This window comes from Streptosporangium sp. NPDC087985, from assembly GCF_044741965.1.
Taxonomy (GTDB): domain Bacteria; phylum Actinomycetota; class Actinomycetes; order Streptosporangiales; family Streptosporangiaceae; genus Streptosporangium.
The window spans coordinates 589,019-608,944 of sequence record NZ_JBIUTQ010000002.1 but is presented as its reverse complement, the minus strand read 5'-3'; the positions used below and the strand labels follow the sequence as shown (position 1 = coordinate 608,944).

Here is a 19,926-nt window from a genome sequence, read left to right as displayed (position 1 = left end):
CTTATGAGGATCGAGGCGCCGGCTCACTCCACCGTGACGCTCTTGGCCAGGTTGCGAGGCTTGTCCACGTCACGCTCCAGCGCCACGGCGGCGTGGTACGCGAAGAGCTGGAGCGGGATCGACAGCAGGATCGGGTCCAGCTCGGTCTCGTTCCTCGGCACCACGACGCAGTCGTCGGCCAGCTTCGGGTCAGCCGTACGGTGACCGACCATGAGCACCCGTCCCCCGCGCGCGCGGATCTCGCCCAGCGTGGTGAGGTTCTTGTCCAGCAGCTCGTCATCGGGCACGATCGCCACGGTCGGCATCTCCGGGCCGATCAGCGCCAGCGGCCCGTGCTTGAGCTCGCTGGCCGGATAGGCCTCGGCGTGCACGTAGGAAATCTCCTTGAGCTTCTGCGCGCCCTCGCGGGCCACCGGATAACCCCGGACCCTGCCGACGAACATCATGCTCGGCGCATCGGCGTACTTGTGCGCCAGCTCCCTGATCTGCGGCTCCAGCGCCAGGATCTCCTTGATCTGGCCGGGCAGCCTGCGCAGGCCCTCGCAGATGCGGCGGCCGTCGGCCGGGGACAGGTCACGCACCCGGCCCAGGTGGAGCGCGAGCAGCGCGAAGGCCACCGCGGTCGAGGTGAACGCCTTCGTGCTCGCCACCGAGACCTCGGGGCCGGCATGCAGGTAGACACCGCCGTCGCACTCGCGGGCGATGGCGCTGCCGACGGTGTTGACGATGCCGAGCACCCGGCCGCCCTTGCGCTTGAGCTCCTGGACGGCGGCGAGGGTGTCGTAGGTCTCCCCCGACTGGCTGATCGCCACGTAGAGGGTGTCGGGCTCCACGACCGGGCTGCGGTAGCGGAACTCGCTGGCCGGTTCGGCGTCGGCCGGGATCCGCGCCAGTTCCTCGATGAGCTGGGCGCCGATCTGGCCCGAGTAGTAGGCCGAGCCGCAACCGATGATCTTCACGCGGCGGAACGACCGCGTCTCGCGCGCGTCCATGTTGAGGCCGCCCAGGTGGGCGACGTGGAAGCGGTCGTCCAGCCGCCCGCGCAGCGTCCGGGCCACGGTCTCGGGCTGCTCGGAGATCTCCTTGAGCAGGTAGTGCTCGTAGCCGCCGGTGTCGTAGTGACCGGCCTCCCAGTCGACGGTCAGCGGCTCCTTGGCCGTCTGGCGCGCGTCGCCGGCGAAGGTGGTGAAGCCGTCGGCCTTCAGCACCGCGAGCTCGCCGTCCTCCAGGTGGACCACCTGGCGGGTGTAGCGGACCAGCGCGGAGACGTCGGAGGCGGCGAACATCTCCTTCTCGCCGATGCCCAGCACGATCGGGCTGCCGTTGCGGGCCACCACCACCTCGCCGGGCCGCTGGGCGTCGAGCACCGCGATGCCGTAGGTGCCGACGATCCGCTTGAGCGCCATCCGGACCGCCTCCTCCAGCGAGTCGGCCTCCTCGACGGTGCGGGCGATCAGATGCGACAGCACCTCGGTGTCGGTCTCGGACAGGAAGACCGCGCCGTCGGCCTCCAGCTTGGCACGGAGCTCGTCGGCGTTCTCGATGATGCCGTTGTGCACCACCGCGATGCGCTCGTCGGCGGACAGGTGAGGGTGGGCGTTGACGTCGCTGGGCGCCCCGTGGGTGGCCCAGCGGGTGTGCCCGATGCCCAGGCCGCCCTTGAACCGCGCCGGCACGGCCGCCGCCAGATCGGCCACCCGGCCCTTGACCTTGCGCATCTTCAGGCCCTTGTTGGAGATCACTACGCCGGCCGAGTCATAGCCCCGGTATTCAAGGCGCTGCAGGCCCTCCAGCAGGATGGGCGCAGCGTCCTTGGGCCCCACATAGGCCACGATTCCGCACATCTAACCGCTCCTTATCCGTAGACGATCCGGCGCAGCTGGCGCAGGGAGAGTTCAGGTGCCGCAACACGGCGGGCCAGGATCTCGGCGGCGATCCGGGGGAAGATCTCGTCGTTGACCAGCCCCTTGGCCTTGAGCTCGGCGTGACGTCGCCGGACGAACTCCTCGACGGGCTCGGAGAAGTACGCCAGCACGTCCGCCACCACCCGTGCCGCCTCCCCCGGACCGAGCGCGCTCGTCCGGGTCAGGTGGGTAATCAGATCCTCATGCGGATGCCATGCCATGGACACAGAGCAGGACCATACGCAGCATTGACGCCCTTCACCAAGTTTTCTGCCCGATTTCGGGCAAGCTTTGCCCCAGTGGATCTCAACCCCGTCCAATCGTGAGACATTCGGTAATCCACTCTAACTCTGCGTAGCCATCGGCCGGAGGAACCACCATGCGCCGTCTGCCGGGGATCGCCGTCGTCGCCGCTCTCGCCGTACTGGCCCCGCCCGTCCCGGGAGAGCCGGCACCGGAGGGCAGGCAGGCGGCCCGGACCCACGGCGCGCCGGAGAGCAGGCAGGCGGCCTTCGCCCGAGCGGCCCGGACCTACGGCGTACCGGAGAGCGTGCTGCTCGCGGTCTCCTACCTGGAGTCCCGGTGGGACGTCAACGACGGGCTGCCCAGCGTCTCGGCGGGCTACGGCCCCATGCACCTGGTCGACGCCCGCATCGGTCCGGACCGCCCCCCTCACAGCGCGGAGGACCCGCGCGGCGACGAGCGCCGTCCGCACCCGCCCGTCGTCCAGGACGTCACCGTGCCCCGGCCCGAGGACACCCTGCACCGGGCGGCGGAGCTGACCGGGATCGCCCCTGGCCGGCTGCGCCGGGACCCGGCGGCCAACATCGAGGGCGGCGCGGCGCTACTCGCCGACCACCAGCGGCACCTCGGTGAGCCACCGGACACCGATCCGGCGCGATGGTACGGCGCGGTGGCCCGCTACCCGGGCCCGCCGGACACCGGGGCGGACACCGGGGCGGCGAGCTCCTTCGCCGACGAGGTCTACGCGACGATCCGCGCCGGAGCCGCACGCGTGACCGACGACGGCGAGCGGGTAGTCCTGCGGGCTGTCCCGGACCTGCCCCCGCCGCGACTGCCCACAGCGGCCGGACTGCGCCGTGCGCCCGCGCCCGTGCCCGCGCCCGACTGCCCGCCCACCGTCTCCTGCGAGTGGATGCCCGCCGCCTACCAGCGGCTCAAGCAGGGTGGCTACGGCAACCACGACCGCTACAACGGCTCCCGCCCGATCGACTACATCGTCATCCACGACGGGGAGACCAGCTACGACGCCATGACCCGGCTGTCCGCAGACCCCGCCTATCTGAGCTGGCACTTCACCCTGCGCTCCAGCGACGGCCACATCGCCCAGCATCTGCGGTGCAGCGACATCGGCTGGCACGCGGGAAACTGGTACGTCAACAGCCGCTCCATCGGCCTGGAGCACGAGGGCTACCTGGCCAGGGGCGGCGCATGGTACACCGAGGCGATGTACCGGTCCTCGGCCAGGCTGGTCGCCTACCTCGCGCGCAAGTACAAGGTCCCCCTCGACCGGGCGCACATCATCGGCCATGACAACGTGCCGGGCACCACCCCGGCGACCGTGCGCGACATGCACTCAGATCCCGGCCCCTACTGGGACTGGAGCCACTACTTCGAACTGCTCGGCAGCCCTCTGACCGGCTCCTCCGACCCCGCCGCGCGCTCGGTGATGATCAGACCGGACTACGCTCTCAACCAGGCCCGCTTCACCGGCTGCGCCAAGTCCGGCGAGTGCCCCACGCGGAGCACCTCCTCGGTCTGGCTGCACAGCCGCCCCTCGGAGGCGGCCCCGCTGGTCAGGGACGTCGGCAAGCATCCGGGAGGCGACTCCACCTACAGCGTCTACGACCAGGCCGCCCGCGCCTCCACCGGCCAGCGCTACGCGCTCGCCGAGCGCAGGGGCGACTGGACCGCCATCTGGTACCTCGGGCAGAAGGCGTGGTTCCACGATCCGGCGACCGGCCGCACCTCCGTACCCGCCACCGGCCGCCTGGTGACGCCCAGGCCCGGCCTCACCTCGGTCAAGGTGTACGGCAGGGCCTACCCCGAGGCGGCGGCCTATCCCCGGGGGGTCCCGCCGCAGGAGCTGGTCCCCCTGCAGTACACGTTTCCCGCCGGGCAGTTCTACAGCCTCGGCATGACGAGCCCTGCCACCTACCTGCGGGCGGGCGCCTTCAGCCCGTCGCAACACCGGATCATCAGGGGGGGCAACCCTTACCGGCAGATCCAGTTCGGCCACCGGATCATGTTCGTCCGGGCCGCCGATGTCCGGGTGCTCTCCGACGGAGACCCTCGCTGAGGCCTCCGGATGCACACATCCACGCTCCGGAGGCGCTAGAGTTTTCACGTGTCCCGGACAGACTTTCCGGGAAACACGCGGAAGTGGCTCAGTGGTAGAGCATCACCTTGCCAAGGTGAGGGTCGCGGGTTCGAATCCCGTCTTCCGCTCTGGCAGGTCCCCCGGGATCTGACTGGTGGAGTGGCCGAGAGGCGAGGCAACGGCCTGCAAAGCCGTGTACACGGGTTCAAATCCCGTCTCCACCTCGGTGCACGGACACCGGAGCTCCAGGGATCCGGTAAAGTAGCGCACGTGCTGCAGAGGGGAAACCCGGAGCAGACACGCGGAAGTGGCTCAGTGGTAGAGCATCACCTTGCCAAGGTGAGGGTCGCGGGTTCGAATCCCGTCTTCCGCTCTGGTTAACCCGAGGACGATTAGCTCAGCGGGAGAGCGCTTCCCTGACACGGAAGAGGTCACAGGTTCAATCCCTGTATCGTCCACCGCCCAAGGTCCCCAGATCATCGATCTGGGGACCTTTTGCTGTTCACACTGCCTGCCGGCCACACCGTCGCCGACCGGCACGGCACGGACACCGGCCGTCACCACGGACGGAGGCCGGCCCCTGACTCCCGTCGATCATTCGTGCTCCGCGGATGACGAAGATCATCCTTTTCAATACCCGCCAACGCCATTAAGAGGCAACATAGAGGGACGCATAACTCGGAATCGGTTAATCGCTATGCTCTTTCGACCGTGGTGAAGGGAGCTCGCCTGTGCAGCGCGTGGTGGTCGATCCGGAGGTACCCGCGGACGTGGCCAACCTGCTCCGGCGGCACGGACCACTGCTCTCCCGCTTCCGGACCGGATGGAGTCCGGAACCGCGCGGCTCACGGCTCCCCGCGGCCCTGGTGGTCCCCCTTACCGTGACCATGGCTCTGGCAAACGTCACCGCGATCGTCGCCCACATGCCGACGCCGCTCCTGGTGCCTCTGGCCGGCCTCTACTTCACGATCCTCACTTGCGTCTATCTCGCTAGGAAACCCGCTCCGTACAACTCCGTCGAGCGTGTGTTGTACCGGCACGCGCAGCGGTTCAGGGGTGGCTACCTGATCCTGGAGGACTTCGACTACGGCTCCAGGGACCTGCTCGGCCGGGTCCAACGGGCGATCGACCACATCCTCGGCTCCCGGGTCAACGCCCTGGGCATGCTTGACGGCGTGCGCAACTCGGTGATGCTGCCGGCCGAGGAGTGGGAGATCGCCCACCTGCTGACCAAGCTGTCGGCGCTGCGGGCCAGGCACCGCGCCCTCGCCCGCGGCGGGAGGACGCCGGAGGTGATCGCCGCGATGGCACCACTGGAGCGGGCGCTGGCCGCCAGCGAGGCCGCCGTCGTCGCCCGGGTGGAGGCGCTGGAGCGTTACGCGCGCCATGTCTCCGCCGCCGACCGCACCCTCAGGTCCCAGGATCAGATCGACGCCCTCCTCGCCCACCTCCCGGAATACGAGCAGCTCGTCGCCGAGTCGGGGGCCTCCAGGTTCTCCGCGCCGGAGATCGGCCATCTGAGCGAGGACGCCGTCCAGCTCCAGAGGGCGCTCCACGACAGCATCCGCTCCGCCCACGAGGCCTTCCGCTACCTGGACGGGCCCTCCTCCCGCTGAACGCCCGCACCACTGCCCCGACCTGCGGCCCCCGGTCCCGTAGTCCTGATCGGGGCGTCGGGATAGGGTCCGTTCCATGAGCGAACAACCGGTGCTGGTCTATGACGGCGACTGCGGGTTCTGCACGACGAGCGTCCGGTTCGCCGAGCGCCGGATCGGTGTCCGGGCCCGCGTCACCCCCTGGCAGTTCGCCGATCTGGCGGCGCTGGGCGCCACACGGGAGCGGGCGGACCGCGAGGTTCTGTGGATCGACCGGGGCCGGGTGTACGGCGGGGCGCAGGCCGTCGCCAGGCTGCTGATCGCCGCCGGGCCACCGTGGAGCCTGCCGGGGTTCGTGCTGCGGGTCCCGCCGTTCCGGTGGGTGGCCAAGGGGCTCTACCTGCTCGTCGCGAGAAACCGCCACCGCCTGCCCGGCGGCACCCCCGCCTGCTCGCTGCCGGCGGACCGGCGATGACCGTCCTGCTCACCGGCTTCGAGCCGTTCGACGGTGCCGAGGTCAACCCGTCGTGGGAGGCGGTCAGGCTGGTGCCCGGAGTGCGGGCCGTACAGCTGCCGTGCGTGTTCGGCCAGGCGCTGGAACACTTGCACGCGGCGGTGCTGGAGCACGACCCCGCGGTGGTCGTCTGCGTCGGGCAGGCCGGCGGGCGGCCCGACGTCACGGTCGAGCGGGTGGCCGTCAACCTCGACGACGCCCGCATCCCGGACAACGCCGGGCGGCAGCCGATTGACGAACCGGTGGTGCGCGGCGGCCCCGCCGCCTACTTCGCCACGCTGCCGGTGAAGGCGTGCGTGGCGGCGGCCCGGACGGCCGGGGTCCCGGCGAGCGTGTCGCAGAGCGCCGGGACGTTCGTCTGCAACCACGTCTTCTACGGCCTCATGCACCTGATCGCCACCGAGCGGCCCGGAGTCCGCGGCGGCTTCGTGCACGTGCCGTTCGCCCCGGAGCAGGTTCTCGACCAGTCCAGGCCGTCCATGCCGGTGGCGACGGTCGCCGAGGCGCTGACGGCGATCGTGGCCGCGGCCGTCTCCATGGACGGCGACCTCCGCCTGGCGGGCGGCTCCCTGCACTGAGCGGGCACCCCCGCGGAGAGGACGCCTACAGCGGCACGCCGTACACCACGCGGCGGCCCACGAACTCGGTCACGCTCCACAGCGTGTTCTTGTCGCGGACGCAGGTGAGATCCTCGGAGCCCACCGGGTAGGGGCGCTTGCCGACCGTGTTCCCGATCATGATCAGGCTGCCGTTCCTGGTCGCGCCCGCCCCCTGACTGAGATACCAGGTGCCCCGGTGGGAGAGCGCGCCCTGGATCTTGGACTCGGGCAGGCGGTAGGCGTCCAGGGCGGAGACGACGCCGTCGGCGGCGCGCGGAGAGCCGTCGGAGTTCAGCGGCCAGCGGGCCACCCGGCCGAACGTGCCGGGGGTGTCCACGTACTCGCCGGAGATCAGGGTGTGGACCGGAGTGGTGCGGTCGATCGCGGCGAAGGAGAACCGGGCGGCGCCCGCGGCCGCGGTCCAGGCGCCCGTCTGCGGCATCACGTAGCGGTAACCGAAGGCGTCGTACACTCCGCCCTTCCTGCCGATCCTGGTCTTGTCCTCCCCGTTCACCTCGAAGATCTGCCGGGTGTCGAAGACCCGCATGCCCCGGGTGGTGTCGGCGACGTAGATCAGGTCGCCGTACCACGCGATGCCGCCGGCGTGGATGTTGATCGGGACGATCTCGCCGTCCGGGCGGGCCACCACGAGCAGCACGTGCCGGTAGCGGAGCGTCACCGTGTTGAGGAAGGACAGCCGCACACCCCGCCTGACGCCCGTATCGGGCCTGTAGTACCAGCTCACCACGTACGTTCCCCCGCCGGTTCCCGCGTCGGAGGAGCAGGTCAGGCCCTGGGGGTACCAGTCGCGGACGGCGTTGTCGGCGGCGTCGAAGCAGTACCAGTCCACCGGCTGGGGCTTCATCGTCCCGAAGGCCCCGGCGCCGGCTGCGCCCTTCCTGACCGCGACGCGGTTCGCCTTGGCGAGCACGGTGTCGAGGGTCGCCCGCTTGAGCTGTTTCTCCAGGGCCTGGGCACCGGCCGCGAACTCGCCGCCGTCCCGTTTCAGCTGAAACGGTTCCACCGGTACGGCCGTCATCCCACTCATGGGGGGTCTCCTCCTCCGGTCACGCCCGGACAGGCGGATCACGATGTGGAGTTCCCGAGTATGCCGTTAATCAGACATTTTTTGTGATCATATGGGCCAGGTATGTACGGGTTCGCCGGTGAGTGCCAGCTCCCGGTAACGGGTCACCATGCGGGCCCGGGCCGCCGGATCGCCGCCGAGACGTCCGAGGGTCTCCCGCTGCCAGATCGCACCGGTACGGCGGAGCAGGACCCGCTGCCGGATCATGCCCAGCGCCCAGTCGGCCTCGGCCGGTTCCACGCCCACCCGGCTGAGCCCGGCCCGGGCGACCGGCAGCAGATCCAGGGCGAGCCGCGCGGCGGGGACCTCCCCAACCAGGCCGGGCCAGGCCAGCGGGGCGTCCAGGCCGTGGATCGCGGCCCGGTAGAAGTTGCGGTAGGCCGCGGCGAAGGGGAACTCCTCAACCGGCTCGGTCGACATGGCCGCGGTGAGCCCGAGCAGGAACGCGGTGTTGGCCGCCATGTCGGCGGGGGTCGGCCCGGCCGGCAGGGCACGCATCTCCACCCGCACGTGACCGCCGTCCACCGGGTCGTAGACCGGCCGGTTCCACTGCCACACCGTCCCCTGGTGCAGCCGGAGCTCGGCCAGCGCAGGAGCCTCCCCCTCCGCCACCGGCAGCTCTTCGGAGATCATCGGCACCATCGGCTCGTAGTCGCGGACACACGCCGCGAACATCTCCTCGATACCGCTCACCCACCCGGAGCCGAAGGCCACCCGCCGGTCCCTGCGGCCGTGCCGCTCCACGTCCCGGTCGTCGGCCGTCTCCTCGAACAGCGCGATCCTGGTCTCCTCCCACAGCCGCCTGCCCAGGAAGCACGGGGAGTTACCGCTGACCGCGAGGACAGGACCGGTTGCCAGCTGGGCGGCGTTGTAGACGCGGGCGAAGTCGGCGGGAGCCGTACGGAGATGGACCTGCCAGGAGGTGTTGGCGCTCTCCAGGATCACCCCCTCGACCTCCAGCTCCAGCTTCTCGACCCCCTCGATACGCACCCGGAACGGTTCGCTGCGCAGCCTCCGCATCCCCCGGCTCAGTGCCCGGTAGCGGCTCTCGTCACTGAGCGCCCCGTAGGTGAAGTCGAACTCGCTCAGCGAGGGCAGGATCCCGATCGCCACGGCCTGCCCGCCCTGCGTCGCCGCCGCCGCGTCCACCAGGTCCATCGTCTCCCGCAGTTCCCGCGCCAGGGCGCTGAAGGGCCGCCCGGCGATCGGCAGCGGGGTCAGGTTGACCTCCAGGTTGAACCGGCCGAGCTCCAGCACGAACCGGCCGTCGGCGGCGACGGCACGCACCTCCCGATTACGCGGGAACGGCCGGCCGTCAGGGGTGATGAGGAACATCTCCAGCTCGGCCCCGACGGTCGCGGGCCCCGCGCCGAAGCCAGGTCTGGCGAGCAGCTCACGGAGCTCGGCGAGCTGCGCCACCAGCCGTTCTCCGAAACGGGCGAACTCCGCCTCGGAGAACCGGTCCTTGTCGACGTGCTGGCCCATCTCACCATCCGATCGGTCGGTCGTTGTGCCTCTCCTCCTCTCCCAGCATGCGTGTTCTAATCGGGCCGGCGACAGACGACCCCCGCATAGCCTGTTCAACGCCCTGTCCGGCACCCACAATGAGAGCGATCATGACTTCGGCGCGCGCACCTCGGCGATGAGGACAGTGCCCGCGCCCTTTAAGATCCAGGTCACCGAGCCAGACCGGCCAGAGGAGTGTGTGCGCGTGCGAGCGGTGGTCTTCGACGCCTTCGGATCCGACCTTCAGGTCCGGGAGGTGCCCATCCCCGCACCGCCGCCCGGCGGGGTGGTGATCCGGGTGGAGGCGACCGGGCTGTGCCGGAGCGACTGGCACGGCTGGCAGGGCCACGACCCCGACATCCGGGTCCTGCCGCACGTGCCGGGACACGAGCTGGCCGGGGTCGTCGAAGCCGTGGGTCCGGGGGTCGGCCCGTGGCGGGCCGGTGACCGGGTGACGGTCCCGTTCGTCTGCGCCTGTGGCTCGTGCGCGGCGTGCGCGGCCGGTGACCAGCAGATCTGCGAGCGTCAGACCCAGCCGGGTTTCACCCACTGGGGCTCCTTCGCCGAGTACGTGGCGATCGAGAACGCGGATGTGAACCTGGTGGGGCTGCCCGAGGAGATGGCCTTCTCCACCGCCGCGAGCCTGGGCTGCCGCTTCGCCACCGCCTTCCGCGCCGTGGTGACGGTCGGCCGGGTACGGCCCGGCGAGTGGGTGGCCGTGCACGGCTGCGGCGGCGTCGGCCTGTCCGCCGTGATGATCGCCGCCGCCGCGGGAGCCCGGGTGGTCGCCGTGGACGTCTCCCCCGAGGCCCTGGAGCTGGCCGGACGGTTCGGCGCCACCGCCGGCGTCACTCCCGGCGACGTCGGAGGCGGTGCCGGCGTGGCAGCGCGCGTCCGGGACCTGACCGGTGGCGGAGCCCACGTCTCGATCGACGCGCTCGGCAGCCCGCAGACGTGCGCGTCGTCGATCGAGAGCCTGCGTCGCCGGGGCCGCCACGTCCAGATCGGCCTGCTGCCCGGCCTCACCTCGCTGCCGATGAACCGGGTGATCGGCCACGAGCTCGAACTCCTCGGCAGCCATGGCATGGCCGCCCACGCCTACCCCGCGATGCTGGAGATGGTCACCGGCGGGCTGCTCCGCCCGGATCTGCTGATCACCCGCACCATCGGCCTCGACGAGGCGGGCCCCGCGCTCGCCGCGATCGGTTCCGTCCCCGGCGTCACGATGATCCTGCCGTCGCGACAGGCCCGCTAGCACGCCTTCCCCCCGCGCCAGGCGGCGCACACCTATACGGACAAACCACTTGTAGGTCCCACAGGAGATGACGAACACGGTGATAGCGTCCCTAGGCATGCGTCCAGAAGATCTCGCCCTGCTGCATGTCCCCGGTAGCATCACCCTTCACGAGGATCTCCTCCTCGTCGGCGTGGCCCGGCCCGACCTGGAGGCCGACGCCTACCGCGGTGGCCTGTGGCGGCTCCCCCAGGACGGCCCGCCCGTCCAGTTCACCTTCGGCGACCACGACAGCATGCCCCGGATCTCCCCCGACGGCGCCTGGGTGGCCTTCCTCCGGGCGAACGCCGGCGACAGGCCCCAGCTCCACGTGATGCCCACCGGCGGCGGCGAGGCCCGCCCGCTCACCGACCTGCCGCTCGGGGCGGGCGCCCCGGTCTGGGCCCCCGACTCCCGCCGGATCGCCTTCGTCGCCCGCGTCCCCGAAGACGGCCGCTACGGTACCGAGAAGGAGGTGAGCGCCGCGGCCGAGGCGCCGCGGCGGATCACCGGGTTCCGCTACCGGCTCGACGACGTCGGCTTCACCCTGGACCGGCGCCCGGCCCTGTACATGGTCGACGCCCTGGCGGACGTCCCCCAGCCGGTACGGCTCACCGACGGCCCCTACGACGTCGGCTCCCCCAACTGGACCCTCGACGGCGAGCACGTGCTGGTCCCGGCCAACCGCGACCTCGACGGTGAGAGCCTGCACACCGACCTGTACGCGGTGCCGGCCGCCGGTGGCGCGCCGATTCTCGTGGTACACAGCGACGGATCGGCCGGGCACCCCGTCGCGCTCCCCGGCGGGGACGTGCTCTACCTCGGCACGGCCTTCTCCGGCATCAACTCGGTGGCCCGCAACACCGGCCTCTACCGCGCTCCCCTGCGGATCGGCGACGGACCGGCGACCGGGGTGCGGCTGACCGAGGAGGAGTCGGTGGACATCGAGCCGATGCTCCCCGTCACGGTCGAGGACGGCGTCCTGGTCGCGGTGCGGGTGCGCGGCGCGGTCGAACTGCGGCTGGTCCCCACCGGCGCACCGGAGACGCCGCTGGAGAAACTCCCCCTCGTGCTGGGCGAGCAGGCGGACGTCAAGGCGTTCACCGCCTACGACGGGCGGGTCGTCGCGGTGGTGTCCACACCGGAGAGCCCCGGCGAGGTGGTCACCCCGGACGGGACGCTCACCGATTTCTGCGGACCGCTGGCCGGGACCCGTCCGCTCCAGGAGATCACCGCCGTGTCCGCCGACGGCTACCCGGTCCACGGCTGGCTGGCCCTGCCGGAGGGTGAGGGCCCGCACCCGGTCCTGCTGAACGTGCACGGCGGCCCGTTCCACCACCACGGGTGGGGTTTCCTGGACGAGACCCAGGTGTACGCCGCGGCCGGATACGCGGTGGTCCTGCCCAACCCGCGCGGTTCGGCGGGGTACGGCCAGGCTCACGGACAGGCGGTGATCGGCGCGTTCGGCACCGTGGACACCGACGACGTGCTCGCCCTGCTGGACGCGGCACTGGCCCGGCCCGAGTGCGACAACGAGCGGGTCGGCGTGATGGGCGGTTCCTACGGCGGGTTCATGACGAGCTGGCTGGCCGCCCACCACGGGGAGCGGTTCAAGGCCGCCTGGAGCGAGCGGGCGGTCAACGCCTGGGACTCCTTCACCGGCTCCTCCGACATCGGCTGGTTCTTCACCGAGGCCTACTGCGGCCCCGACGTCGAGGCCCAGCGCGCGATGAGCCCGCTCTACCACGCCGACCGGATCGACCTGCCGTTCGCGGTGGTCCACTCCGAGGAGGACTGGCGCTGCCCGGTCGAGCAGGCCCAGCGCATGTTCGTCGCCCTGCGCCGCAACGGCGTCCCCGCCGAGTTCCTGCTGTTCCCCGGCGAGGGGCACGAGCTCAGCCGCAGCGGCCGTCCCCGCCACCGCCTCCAGCGCTTCGAGGCCGTCCTCGAATGGTGGTCGCGCCACCTGGCCTGATCCTGCCGGCCGGGCATCCGGCGGATGCCCGGCCTGCCAGGTTGGGCGCACGTTTCACGATCACGGGCGCCCGGGTCCGCGGGATGGCGACGCGGGCCGGCGGGGAGGTGACCTCGGAGGCCGGTGTCCACCGGTCGGCCGCCGATCCCCCCGAGGGGAAGCGCCGGTCTTAGGCTGGGGTTGATAGCGAAGATCGGGAGGTTCCATCATGGAATATGTGCGTCTGGGGTCCACCGGCACAAAGGTGTCGAGAATCTGCCTGGGCATGATGAGCTACGGCGATCCGGCCAGGGGCAGCGACTGGATCCTCGACGAGGCCGCCGCGGAGCCGATCGTGCGCCGGGCCGCCGACGCGGGAGTGACCTTCTTCGACACCGCCGACGTCTACTCCGACGGCAGCAGCGAGGAGGTCACCGGCCGCCTGCTCAGCGGGATCTTCCCCCGCCGGGACGACTACGTGCTGGCCACCAAGGTCTTCTTCCCCGTGGGCAGGGGCGTCAACGACGGTGGCCTGTCACGCAAGCACATCATGTCGGCGATCGACGACTCGCTGCGCCGCCTGGGCACCGACTACGTGGACCTCTACCAGATCCACCGCTGGGATCCCGAGACCCCGATCGAGGAGACCATGCGGGCGCTGCACGACGTGGTCAGCGCGGGCAAGGCCCGCTACATCGGCGCCTCCAGCATGAGCGCCTGGCAGTTCGCCAAGGCCCAGCACGTCGCCGAGGCCAACGGCTGGACAAAATTCGCGACGATGCAGAATCACTACAATCTTCTCTATCGCGAGGAAGAGCGGGAAATGAACCCGCTCTGCGTCGACCAGGGAGTGGGCCTGATCCCATGGAGTCCGCTGGCCCGGGGTCTGCTCGCCCGCGCCGGGGCGGAGGAGGCGAGCACCCGCGCCGGGAGCGACCAGCGCATCGGCTTCCTCTACACCGACGCGGACAACGACCGCCAGATCCTCGACCGGGTCGCCCAGGCTGCCCGGGAGCGGGGGGTTCCGCCGGCCCAGGTGGCGCTGTCCTGGCTGCTCCGCCAGCCGGGCGTGTCCGCTCCGATCGTCGGCGCGACCAAGGACAGGCATGTCGACGACGCCGTCGCCGCGGTGGACCTGGCTCTGACGGACAAGGAACTCGACTTCCTGGCCGAGCCGTACCGCCCGCACGCCGTCGCCCACTGACGCGCGAGCTCACCGGCGCGCAGGGCCCGTCTCATCACACCGGGCGGGCCCTGCGACCGGAACCCGCCGGTCAGGCGGCGGCCCGGAAGAGGTTCTTCCCGGGCGTGCTTGCCGACAGGGCCCAGGGGAAGCCTTGCAATGTGAAGAAACTCATCAACGGCGTCGACTCAGTCGTCACCGACGCGCTGCGCGGGCTCGCGGCGGCGCATCCCGGACTGCGGGTGGACGTGGAGAACCAGATCGTGGTGCGCGCCTCGGGACCCCGTGCGGGCAAGGTCGGCCTGGTCTCGGGCGGGGGTTCCGGGCACGAGCCGCTGCACGCCGGTTTCGTCGGGTACGGCATGCTCGACGCGGCCTGTCCCGGCGAGATCTTCACCTCCCCGGTGCCCGACCAGGTGATCGCGGCCAGCCAGGCGGTGAACGGCGGCGCGGGAGTGCTGCACATCGTGAAGAACTACACCGGTGACGTCCTGAACTTCGAGATGGCCGCCGAGCTCTGCGCCGAGGAGGGCATGGAGGTGGCCGGCGTACTGGTCGACGACGACGTGGCCGTGCGGGACTCCCTCTACACGGCGGGCCGCCGGGGAACCGGCGCGACGCTCTCCGTGGAGAAGATCGCCGGAGCCATGGCCGAGACCGGCGCGCCGCTGGAGGAGGTGGTGCGGGTGGCCAAGGAGGTCAACGCCGCCAGCCGGTCCTTCGGCGTCGCGCTGAGCGCCTGCGTCACCCCGGCCGCGGGCAGACCCACCTTCGACCTCGGGGACGACGAGGTCGAGCTGGGCATCGGCATCCACGGCGAGCCCGGCCGGGCCCGCTCGGCCATGTGCGAGGCCCGCGAACTGGTCCGTACCGTGATGGACGCCATCGACGAGGACATGCCGATCTCCGGTGACAACCTGGTCATGGTGAACGGCATGGGCGGCACGCCCCTGATCGAGCTCTACATCGCCTTCGCCGAGGTGGCGGACTACCTGGCGGAGAGAGGCGCGAGAGCCGCACGCGCCCTGGTCGGCAACTACGTCACCAGTCTCGACATGCAGGGCTTCTCCGTCACGGTCTGCCGGCTGAACGACGAGCTCACCCGCCTGTGGGACGCTCCGGTGGAGACCCCCGCCCTGCGCTGGGGCCGCTGACGTGACCGGCACCGCTCTGGACACCGCGCTCTTCACCGCGTGGATCGAGGAGGTCACCCGGACGGTGCGGGCGGAGAAGGACCGGCTGACCCGGCTGGACGCCGCGATCGGCGACGCCGACCACGGGACCAACCTCGACCGGGGCTTCACCGCGGTCACCCAGGCCCTGGCCGGTACGGAGCCTGGCTCCCCCGGAGCGCTGCTGGCCATGGTGGGAAGCACGCTGATCCGCAAGGTCGGCGGGGCCTCCGGGCCGCTGTACGGCATGGCGTTCCGGGAGGCGGGCAAGGCCCTGGGCGACACCTGCGAGGTGTCCGTCGCGGAGCTGTCCACCGCCCTGGAAGCCGCCCTGGCCGGGATCCAGAGGCTGGGGTCGGCCGCCGAGGGCGACAAGACCATGGTGGACGCGCTCGCTCCGGCGGTCCGGGCGCTGGCGCAGGCCGCACGGGAGGGGAAGGAGCCGTCGGCGGCGGTCGGCGCGGCCGCGTCGGCGGCGCTCGCCGGGGCGCAGGCCACGGTCCCGATGCAGGCCCGTAAGGGCCGGGCCAGCTACCTCGGCCCCCGCAGCGTGGGCCATGAGGACCCCGGTGCCGCGTCCACCGCGCTCATCGTCGGCGCCCTGCGCGCGGTGGTGACCCGGTGATCCGCCTTCTCACCGGGCCGGGAACCTCCCGCGCGGGGTCCGGACCGCCGTCGATCCGGCCGGAGGGACCGGCCCGGTGGTAGGCATCGTCCTCGTCTCCCACAGCGGCCCGCTGGCCGCCGAGGTGGCGGCCCTGGCCGCGCAGATCGGCGGGGAGGGCGTCCCCCTGGCCGCGGCCGGGGGCACCGAGGACGGCGGCCTGGGCACCAGCCTCGACCTGGTGGCGGCGGCGGTCGAGAAGGTGGACCGGGGTGACGGGGTGGTCCTCATCCCGGACCTGGGCAGTTCGGTGCTGACCGCCCGGCTGGTGGAGGGACCGGGGGTGGTGATCGCCGACGTACCGTTCGTGGAGGGCGCGATCGCGGCCGTCGTCACCGCGGGCTCGGGTGCCTCGCTGGAGGCGGTGCTCGCGGCGGCTGAGGAGTCGCGGACCTTCCGCAAGCTCTGACGTCTCCCCTGCCGGAGGATTCCGCCGCTCGAGGTCCGGACGGGTCTCCCCGTCCCCCTCCGGAGAGAGGGGACGGGGAGCCCTGCCCCCGGGGCGGGCCGGGAGAGCGCGGGCGGGTGGCGGGCCGTCAGCGGACGAAGTCGCGCACCTGCCGGGAGACCGAGCCGGAGATGAGTAGAGACAGGTGACCGATGCAGCCGACCTGGGCGTTGACCGCGCCGTCCAGTTTGACACTTTCGTCCGGATTGATGATCTCGTCGCACCACGACCAGAAGGTGCCGTAGTTGACCGGCCCCGGAGTCTCACCACCGTTGTTGAGCTGCTTCAGGAAGGAGGAGTTGTAGTTCATCTCGCCGCAGGAGACGATGAGCAGGTCGCAGAGGTAGGAGGCGTTGGTGCCGTGGTTGGGCCCGCCGATGGACACCCAGTGGTCGACGAACGCCGTCCCGCCGAGAAACTTCAGATACCAGCGCGAGGAGAGCCCGCCCATCGAGTGCGTGACGATGTCGACCTTCTCCGCCCCCGTCTGGCGGCGGACCTGCTCGACGAAGCTCGCGAGCTCCTTCGCCGTGGTGACGTTGGACTGGGTGGAGCGATAGTCCCATGCGAACAGGCGGTCGGCGGGCCAGCCGTCCTTCTGGAAGTCGCTCTTCATGACGGCCCAGTTCCACCCCCCTCCGGCCCAGCCGTGCACGAAGATCACCGGATTGTGGACCGCGGCCTGCGCCGGCACGGGGACGAATGAGACGCTGAGCGCCAGCACGGCCAGCCAGACGAGTCGCAACCGTCGTCGCATAGATGCCTCCTCCATACGGCCCGCCGTATGGCGGCGCCGACGAAAGAGTCCGCTTACAGGTGCCACTCGGGCACCGGTGAGATCACCGGTCATCGCAAGACCGGCGATCTCACCAGGAGTGCGCCTTCTCGGTCGGATGGCCTATTCACACGGATGTAACTGACGAGTAACTTATGGGTGTGTCGGTCATCACACCGCCCGTCCTGTACGGCCGCGAGCGAGAGCAGGCCGAGCTCGACTCTCTGCTCCGGGCCGCCTCGGCCTCGCGCAGCGGCGTGCGGGTGCTGGTCGGCGAGCCCGGCGCGGGCAAGACCGCGCTGCTCGAATACGCCACCGCCCACGCGGATGGCTTCGCCGTGCTGGCAGCCCGGGGTGTGCCTTCCGAGTCGCGGCTGCCCTTCGCCGCCCTGCACCGGCTCCTCCGCCCGCTGGCTCCGCTCGTCGACGGGCTGCCGGGACCGCAGCGCAAAGCCCTGGCGGTGGCACTCGGCCAGGCGGAAGGCCCGGCGCCCGACCGGTTCCTGATCTCGGTGGCAGTGCTCAGCCTGCTGTCCGAGGCGGCCGAACGCGGTCCCGTCCTGGCCGTGCTGGACGACGCGCACTGGATGGACGGGCCGTCCCTCGACGCGCTGGCCTTCGCCGCAACCAGGCTGGAGGCGGAGGGCGTGGCGCTGCTGGCGGCCGCCCGGCCCGATCACCCCTCCGTGTTCCACGACCTCCCGGTGACACCGGTCGGCGGTCTCACCCCGGACGCCGCGGGCCGGCTCATCGGCACCCTCGCCGAAGGGCCGGTCGCCGACACGGTGCGCAGCCGGCTGGTGGCTCACACCCGCGGCAACCCGCTGGCCCTGAGGGAGATCGTCGGCTGTCTCACCACCGAGCAGCTCGCCGGCCGTACGGCACTGCCCCGCCCCCTGCCGATCGGGCCCGGTCTGGAACGGGCCTACCTCGACCGGATCGCGGCGCTTCCGGAGGAGACGCGGACGCTGCTCCTGCTCGCCGCGGTGGAGGCGGAGATCGACGCGGCGACCTTGTTACGCGCCGCATCCCACATCCGGATCGACGTGTCGGCGATCGAGGCCGCGGAGGCGGCGGGGCTGGTGCAGCTGTCCGAGACGGGCGTGCGGTTCCGCCATCCGCTCATGCGGTCGGCCGTCTACCAGGGGGCGGGACTGACCCGCAGACGCTGGGCACACCAGGTGCTCGCCGAGACCTCAGGCCCGCCGGACCGGCGCTCCTGGCACCGGGCGGCCGCCGCGCTCGAACCCGACGCCGACCTCGCCGCGGAGCTTGAGGAGACCGCCGCCCGGGCCCGCGTCCGCAGCGGTTACGCGGCCGCGGCCGTCGCCCTGGAACGGGCCGCCGAGCTGACCCCTACCGAGTCCCAGCGCGGCCGGCGCCTCGTCGCGGCGGCCTGGGACCGCTGGCTCGCCGGCCACACCGACCTCGCGGTCCAGCTGCTCGACCGGGCCAGGCACTCGGCCGGAACCCACGAGCCCGGCGGGATCGACTTCCTGTCCGGTGTAATCGGCCTGCGGGGTGGAGCCACCAAGGACGCCTACGAGTCGCTGCTGTCGGCCGCCCGCCTGCTCGACCCCGTCATGGCGTTGCGCGCCCTCATGGGCGCGGCGGAGGCCGCCTCGTACGCGGGCGACCATGTCCGCCTGGCCGCCGCGGCACGCCGGGCGGACTCCCTGGACACGACACCGGGAACGCGGGCCGTACTGATGCGCGCGTATCTGTCCGCGATGGCCGAGGCCGCCTCCGGTGACATCCCCCGGGCGCTCGGACCGCTCCGCGAAGTCGTACGGACGGCTGGTCTCGTCGACGACCCGGACGCGCTTGGCTGGGCGGGCACGGCGGCACTGATGCTGGGCGACGACGCGAACGCGCGGTCCCTGTCCTCACGTGCGGTCGCGCTCGCCCGGACCCGCGGCGCGGTGACCGCGGTCCCCCAGGCCCTCGAACCGCTGATCTACAGCGAGCTCTGGACCGGCAGGCTCGGCATCGCCGGCGCCAACGCGCTGGAGGGACTGCGCCTGGCCACCGACACCGGGCAGCTCAACTGCGTCTGCCACCTGCGGGCTCTCCTCGCGCTGCACGCCGCCATCGAAGGCGACGAGCATACCTGCAGGGAACGGGCGCAGGCCGCGCTGGCCTTCGCCCGCCGGCACGAGATCGGCCTGGCCGCCGCCGTGGCCGTGTGGGCGCTGGCGTTCAGCGACCTGTCCGCCGGCAGGTACGGCCAGGCCGCGCAGCGGCTGACTCGGATGACCCGGGCAGGCACCGGTCTGGGACACGCTGCGATCACGATGCTGTCCGCCCCGCACTTCGTGGAGGCGGCGGTACGGAGCGGCGACCGCGAGCGGGCCGTCCGCGCCCTGGGCATGTTCCGGTTCTGGGCCGACACCGTGGAGAGCACCTGGGCCCAGGCCCTGGCCGAACGGTGCCGGGCGCTGCTCGCCGACGGGCCGGCCGCCGACGGGCACTACCGGACCGCGCTGGAACTGCACGCGCTCAGCGAGCGGGACTTCGAACGGGCGCATACGGCACTGCTCTACGGCACGTACCTGCGCCGGGGACGCCGGCGCGCGCAGGCACGCGACCACCTGCGCGAGGCGTTCGAGATCTTCGAGCGGCTCGGCGCGCCCCGCTGGCGGGAGAGGGCACGCGCCGAACTGCGAGCCACCGGCGAGTCGGTGGCCGGGCCGGGCAATCCCATCGGGGAGGTGCTCACCGCGCAGCAGCTGCAGATCGCCCGGTTCATCGCGGAAGGGGCGACGAACCGGGAGGTCGCGGCGGAGCTGTTCGTCAGCCCCCGCACCGTCGACTACCACGTGCGCAACATCTTCGCCAAGCTCGGCATCACCTCCCGCGCCGAGCTGATCCGCTCCGCGGCGACGGGACACCACGGCCCCGGCCCGTAGCC

16 protein-coding genes and 4 tRNA genes are annotated in these 19,926 nt (G+C 71.6%); 15 read left to right on the top strand and 5 right to left on the bottom strand.

What is annotated here, in order from left to right; all coding sequences use genetic code 11:
* Positions 1-23: 23 nt before the first annotated feature.
* On the bottom strand, positions 24-1,844 hold the full coding sequence (gene glmS, locus ACIN94_RS08105; protein ID WP_400701203.1) for a glutamine--fructose-6-phosphate transaminase (isomerizing): 1,821 nt from the start codon (positions 1,842-1,844) through the stop codon (positions 24-26).
* 11 nt (positions 1,845-1,855) lie between these two features.
* Entirely contained in the window at positions 1,856-2,125 is a 270-nt protein-coding gene (locus ACIN94_RS08100; protein ID WP_400701696.1) for a hypothetical protein, read from the bottom strand.
* 158 nt (positions 2,126-2,283) lie between these two features.
* On the opposite strand from ACIN94_RS08100, the gene ACIN94_RS08095 reads away from it, so the two are divergent.
* The 8 genes from ACIN94_RS08095 (at position 2,284) to pcp (ending at position 6,932) form a co-directional block, all read left to right on the top strand.
* A complete protein-coding gene (locus ACIN94_RS08095; RefSeq protein ID WP_400701200.1) occupies positions 2,284-4,224 on the top strand; it encodes an N-acetylmuramoyl-L-alanine amidase in 1,941 nt (646 codons plus the stop codon).
* Between the two features lie 77 nt (positions 4,225-4,301).
* Positions 4,302-4,373: transfer RNA gene (locus tag ACIN94_RS08090), tRNA-Gly, on the top strand.
* Positions 4,374-4,398: 25 nt separating this feature from the next.
* A tRNA-Cys gene (locus tag ACIN94_RS08085) sits at positions 4,399-4,469 on the top strand.
* 77 nt (positions 4,470-4,546) lie between these two features.
* A tRNA-Gly gene (locus ACIN94_RS08080) sits at positions 4,547-4,618 on the top strand.
* Between the two features lie 13 nt (positions 4,619-4,631).
* A tRNA-Val gene (locus tag ACIN94_RS08075) sits at positions 4,632-4,703 on the top strand.
* A 273-nt stretch (positions 4,704-4,976) separates the two neighbouring features.
* A complete protein-coding gene (locus ACIN94_RS08070) occupies positions 4,977-5,861 on the top strand; it encodes a hypothetical protein (RefSeq protein WP_400701197.1) in 885 nt (294 codons plus the stop codon).
* 76 nt (positions 5,862-5,937) lie between these two features.
* Entirely contained in the window at positions 5,938-6,315 is a 378-nt protein-coding gene (locus tag ACIN94_RS08065; protein ID WP_400701194.1) for a thiol-disulfide oxidoreductase DCC family protein, read from the top strand.
* Positions 6,312-6,932, top strand: coding sequence for a pyroglutamyl-peptidase I (gene pcp, locus ACIN94_RS08060; protein WP_400701191.1), 621 nt, complete (start codon positions 6,312-6,314; stop codon positions 6,930-6,932). The genes ACIN94_RS08065 and pcp overlap by 4 nt, the downstream gene beginning before the upstream one ends.
* 25 nt (positions 6,933-6,957) lie before the next feature.
* Here pcp and ACIN94_RS08055 read toward each other — a convergent pair whose 3' ends face one another.
* Together ACIN94_RS08055 and ACIN94_RS08050 are read right to left on the bottom strand one after the other, a co-directional pair.
* Entirely contained in the window at positions 6,958-8,001 is a 1,044-nt protein-coding gene (locus ACIN94_RS08055; RefSeq protein ID WP_400701188.1) for a hypothetical protein, read from the bottom strand.
* A gap of 87 nt (positions 8,002-8,088) precedes the next feature.
* A complete protein-coding gene (locus tag ACIN94_RS08050) occupies positions 8,089-9,525 on the bottom strand; it encodes a glutamate--cysteine ligase (RefSeq protein ID WP_400701185.1) in 1,437 nt (478 codons plus the stop codon).
* 220 nt (positions 9,526-9,745) lie between these two features.
* On the opposite strand from ACIN94_RS08050, the gene ACIN94_RS08045 reads away from it, so the two are divergent.
* The 6 genes from ACIN94_RS08045 to ACIN94_RS08020 all read left to right on the top strand — a co-directional run bounded on the left by ACIN94_RS08045 (position 9,746) and on the right by ACIN94_RS08020 (position 16,201).
* Positions 9,746-10,801: a zinc-binding dehydrogenase gene (locus ACIN94_RS08045; protein ID WP_400701182.1), complete on the top strand. Its 1,056-nt coding sequence runs from the start codon at positions 9,746-9,748 to the stop codon at positions 10,799-10,801.
* A 97-nt stretch (positions 10,802-10,898) separates the two neighbouring features.
* Positions 10,899-12,794 carry a S9 family peptidase gene (locus ACIN94_RS08040; RefSeq protein ID WP_400701179.1) on the top strand — a complete coding sequence of 632 codons (1,896 nt, stop codon included), beginning with the start codon at positions 10,899-10,901 and terminating at the stop codon, positions 12,792-12,794.
* A gap of 208 nt (positions 12,795-13,002) precedes the next feature.
* Positions 13,003-13,977, top strand: a complete 975-nt coding sequence (locus tag ACIN94_RS08035; RefSeq protein WP_400701176.1) for an aldo/keto reductase — start codon at positions 13,003-13,005, stop codon at positions 13,975-13,977.
* Positions 13,978-14,117: 140 nt separating this feature from the next.
* On the top strand, positions 14,118-15,110 hold the full coding sequence (gene dhaK, locus ACIN94_RS08030) for a dihydroxyacetone kinase subunit DhaK (protein ID WP_400701173.1): 993 nt from the start codon (positions 14,118-14,120) through the stop codon (positions 15,108-15,110).
* Position 15,111: 1 nt separating this feature from the next.
* Complete coding sequence (gene dhaL / locus ACIN94_RS08025; protein WP_400701170.1) at positions 15,112-15,753, top strand: dihydroxyacetone kinase subunit DhaL; 642 nt, start codon at positions 15,112-15,114, stop codon at positions 15,751-15,753.
* 76 nt (positions 15,754-15,829) lie between these two features.
* Positions 15,830-16,201: a PTS-dependent dihydroxyacetone kinase phosphotransferase subunit DhaM gene (locus ACIN94_RS08020; protein ID WP_400701167.1), complete on the top strand. Its 372-nt coding sequence runs from the start codon at positions 15,830-15,832 to the stop codon at positions 16,199-16,201.
* 127 nt (positions 16,202-16,328) lie between these two features.
* Here ACIN94_RS08020 and ACIN94_RS08015 read toward each other — a convergent pair whose 3' ends face one another.
* Positions 16,329-16,997 (bottom strand): esterase/lipase family protein, encoded by a 669-nt coding sequence (locus ACIN94_RS08015; RefSeq protein ID WP_400701164.1) that lies wholly within the window; start codon positions 16,995-16,997, stop codon positions 16,329-16,331.
* Between the two features lie 179 nt (positions 16,998-17,176).
* On the opposite strand from ACIN94_RS08015, the gene ACIN94_RS08010 reads away from it, so the two are divergent.
* Positions 17,177-19,924, top strand: a complete 2,748-nt coding sequence (locus tag ACIN94_RS08010) for an AAA family ATPase (protein WP_400701161.1) — start codon at positions 17,177-17,179, stop codon at positions 19,922-19,924.
* Positions 19,925-19,926: the final 2 nt, after the last annotated feature.

Coding starts and splice junctions, on each gene's coding strand:
- ACIN94_RS08040 (WP_400701179.1), top strand. CDS start 10,899: ATGCGTCCAGAAGATCTCGCCCTGCTGCATGTCCCCGGTAGCATCACC.
- ACIN94_RS08055 (WP_400701188.1), bottom strand. CDS start 8,001: ATGAGTGGGATGACGGCCGTACCGGTGGAACCGTTTCAGCTGAAACGG.
- ACIN94_RS08015 (WP_400701164.1), bottom strand. CDS start 16,997: ATGCGACGACGGTTGCGACTCGTCTGGCTGGCCGTGCTGGCGCTCAGC.
- ACIN94_RS08095 (WP_400701200.1), top strand. CDS start 2,284: ATGCGCCGTCTGCCGGGGATCGCCGTCGTCGCCGCTCTCGCCGTACTG.
- ACIN94_RS08035 (WP_400701176.1), top strand. CDS start 13,003: ATGGAATATGTGCGTCTGGGGTCCACCGGCACAAAGGTGTCGAGAATC.
- ACIN94_RS08065 (WP_400701194.1), top strand. CDS start 5,938: ATGAGCGAACAACCGGTGCTGGTCTATGACGGCGACTGCGGGTTCTGC.
- glmS (WP_400701203.1), bottom strand. CDS start 1,844: ATGTGCGGAATCGTGGCCTATGTGGGGCCCAAGGACGCTGCGCCCATC.
- ACIN94_RS08050 (WP_400701185.1), bottom strand. CDS start 9,525: ATGGGCCAGCACGTCGACAAGGACCGGTTCTCCGAGGCGGAGTTCGCC.
- pcp (WP_400701191.1), top strand. CDS start 6,312: ATGACCGTCCTGCTCACCGGCTTCGAGCCGTTCGACGGTGCCGAGGTC.
- ACIN94_RS08100 (WP_400701696.1), bottom strand. CDS start 2,125: ATGGCATGGCATCCGCATGAGGATCTGATTACCCACCTGACCCGGACG.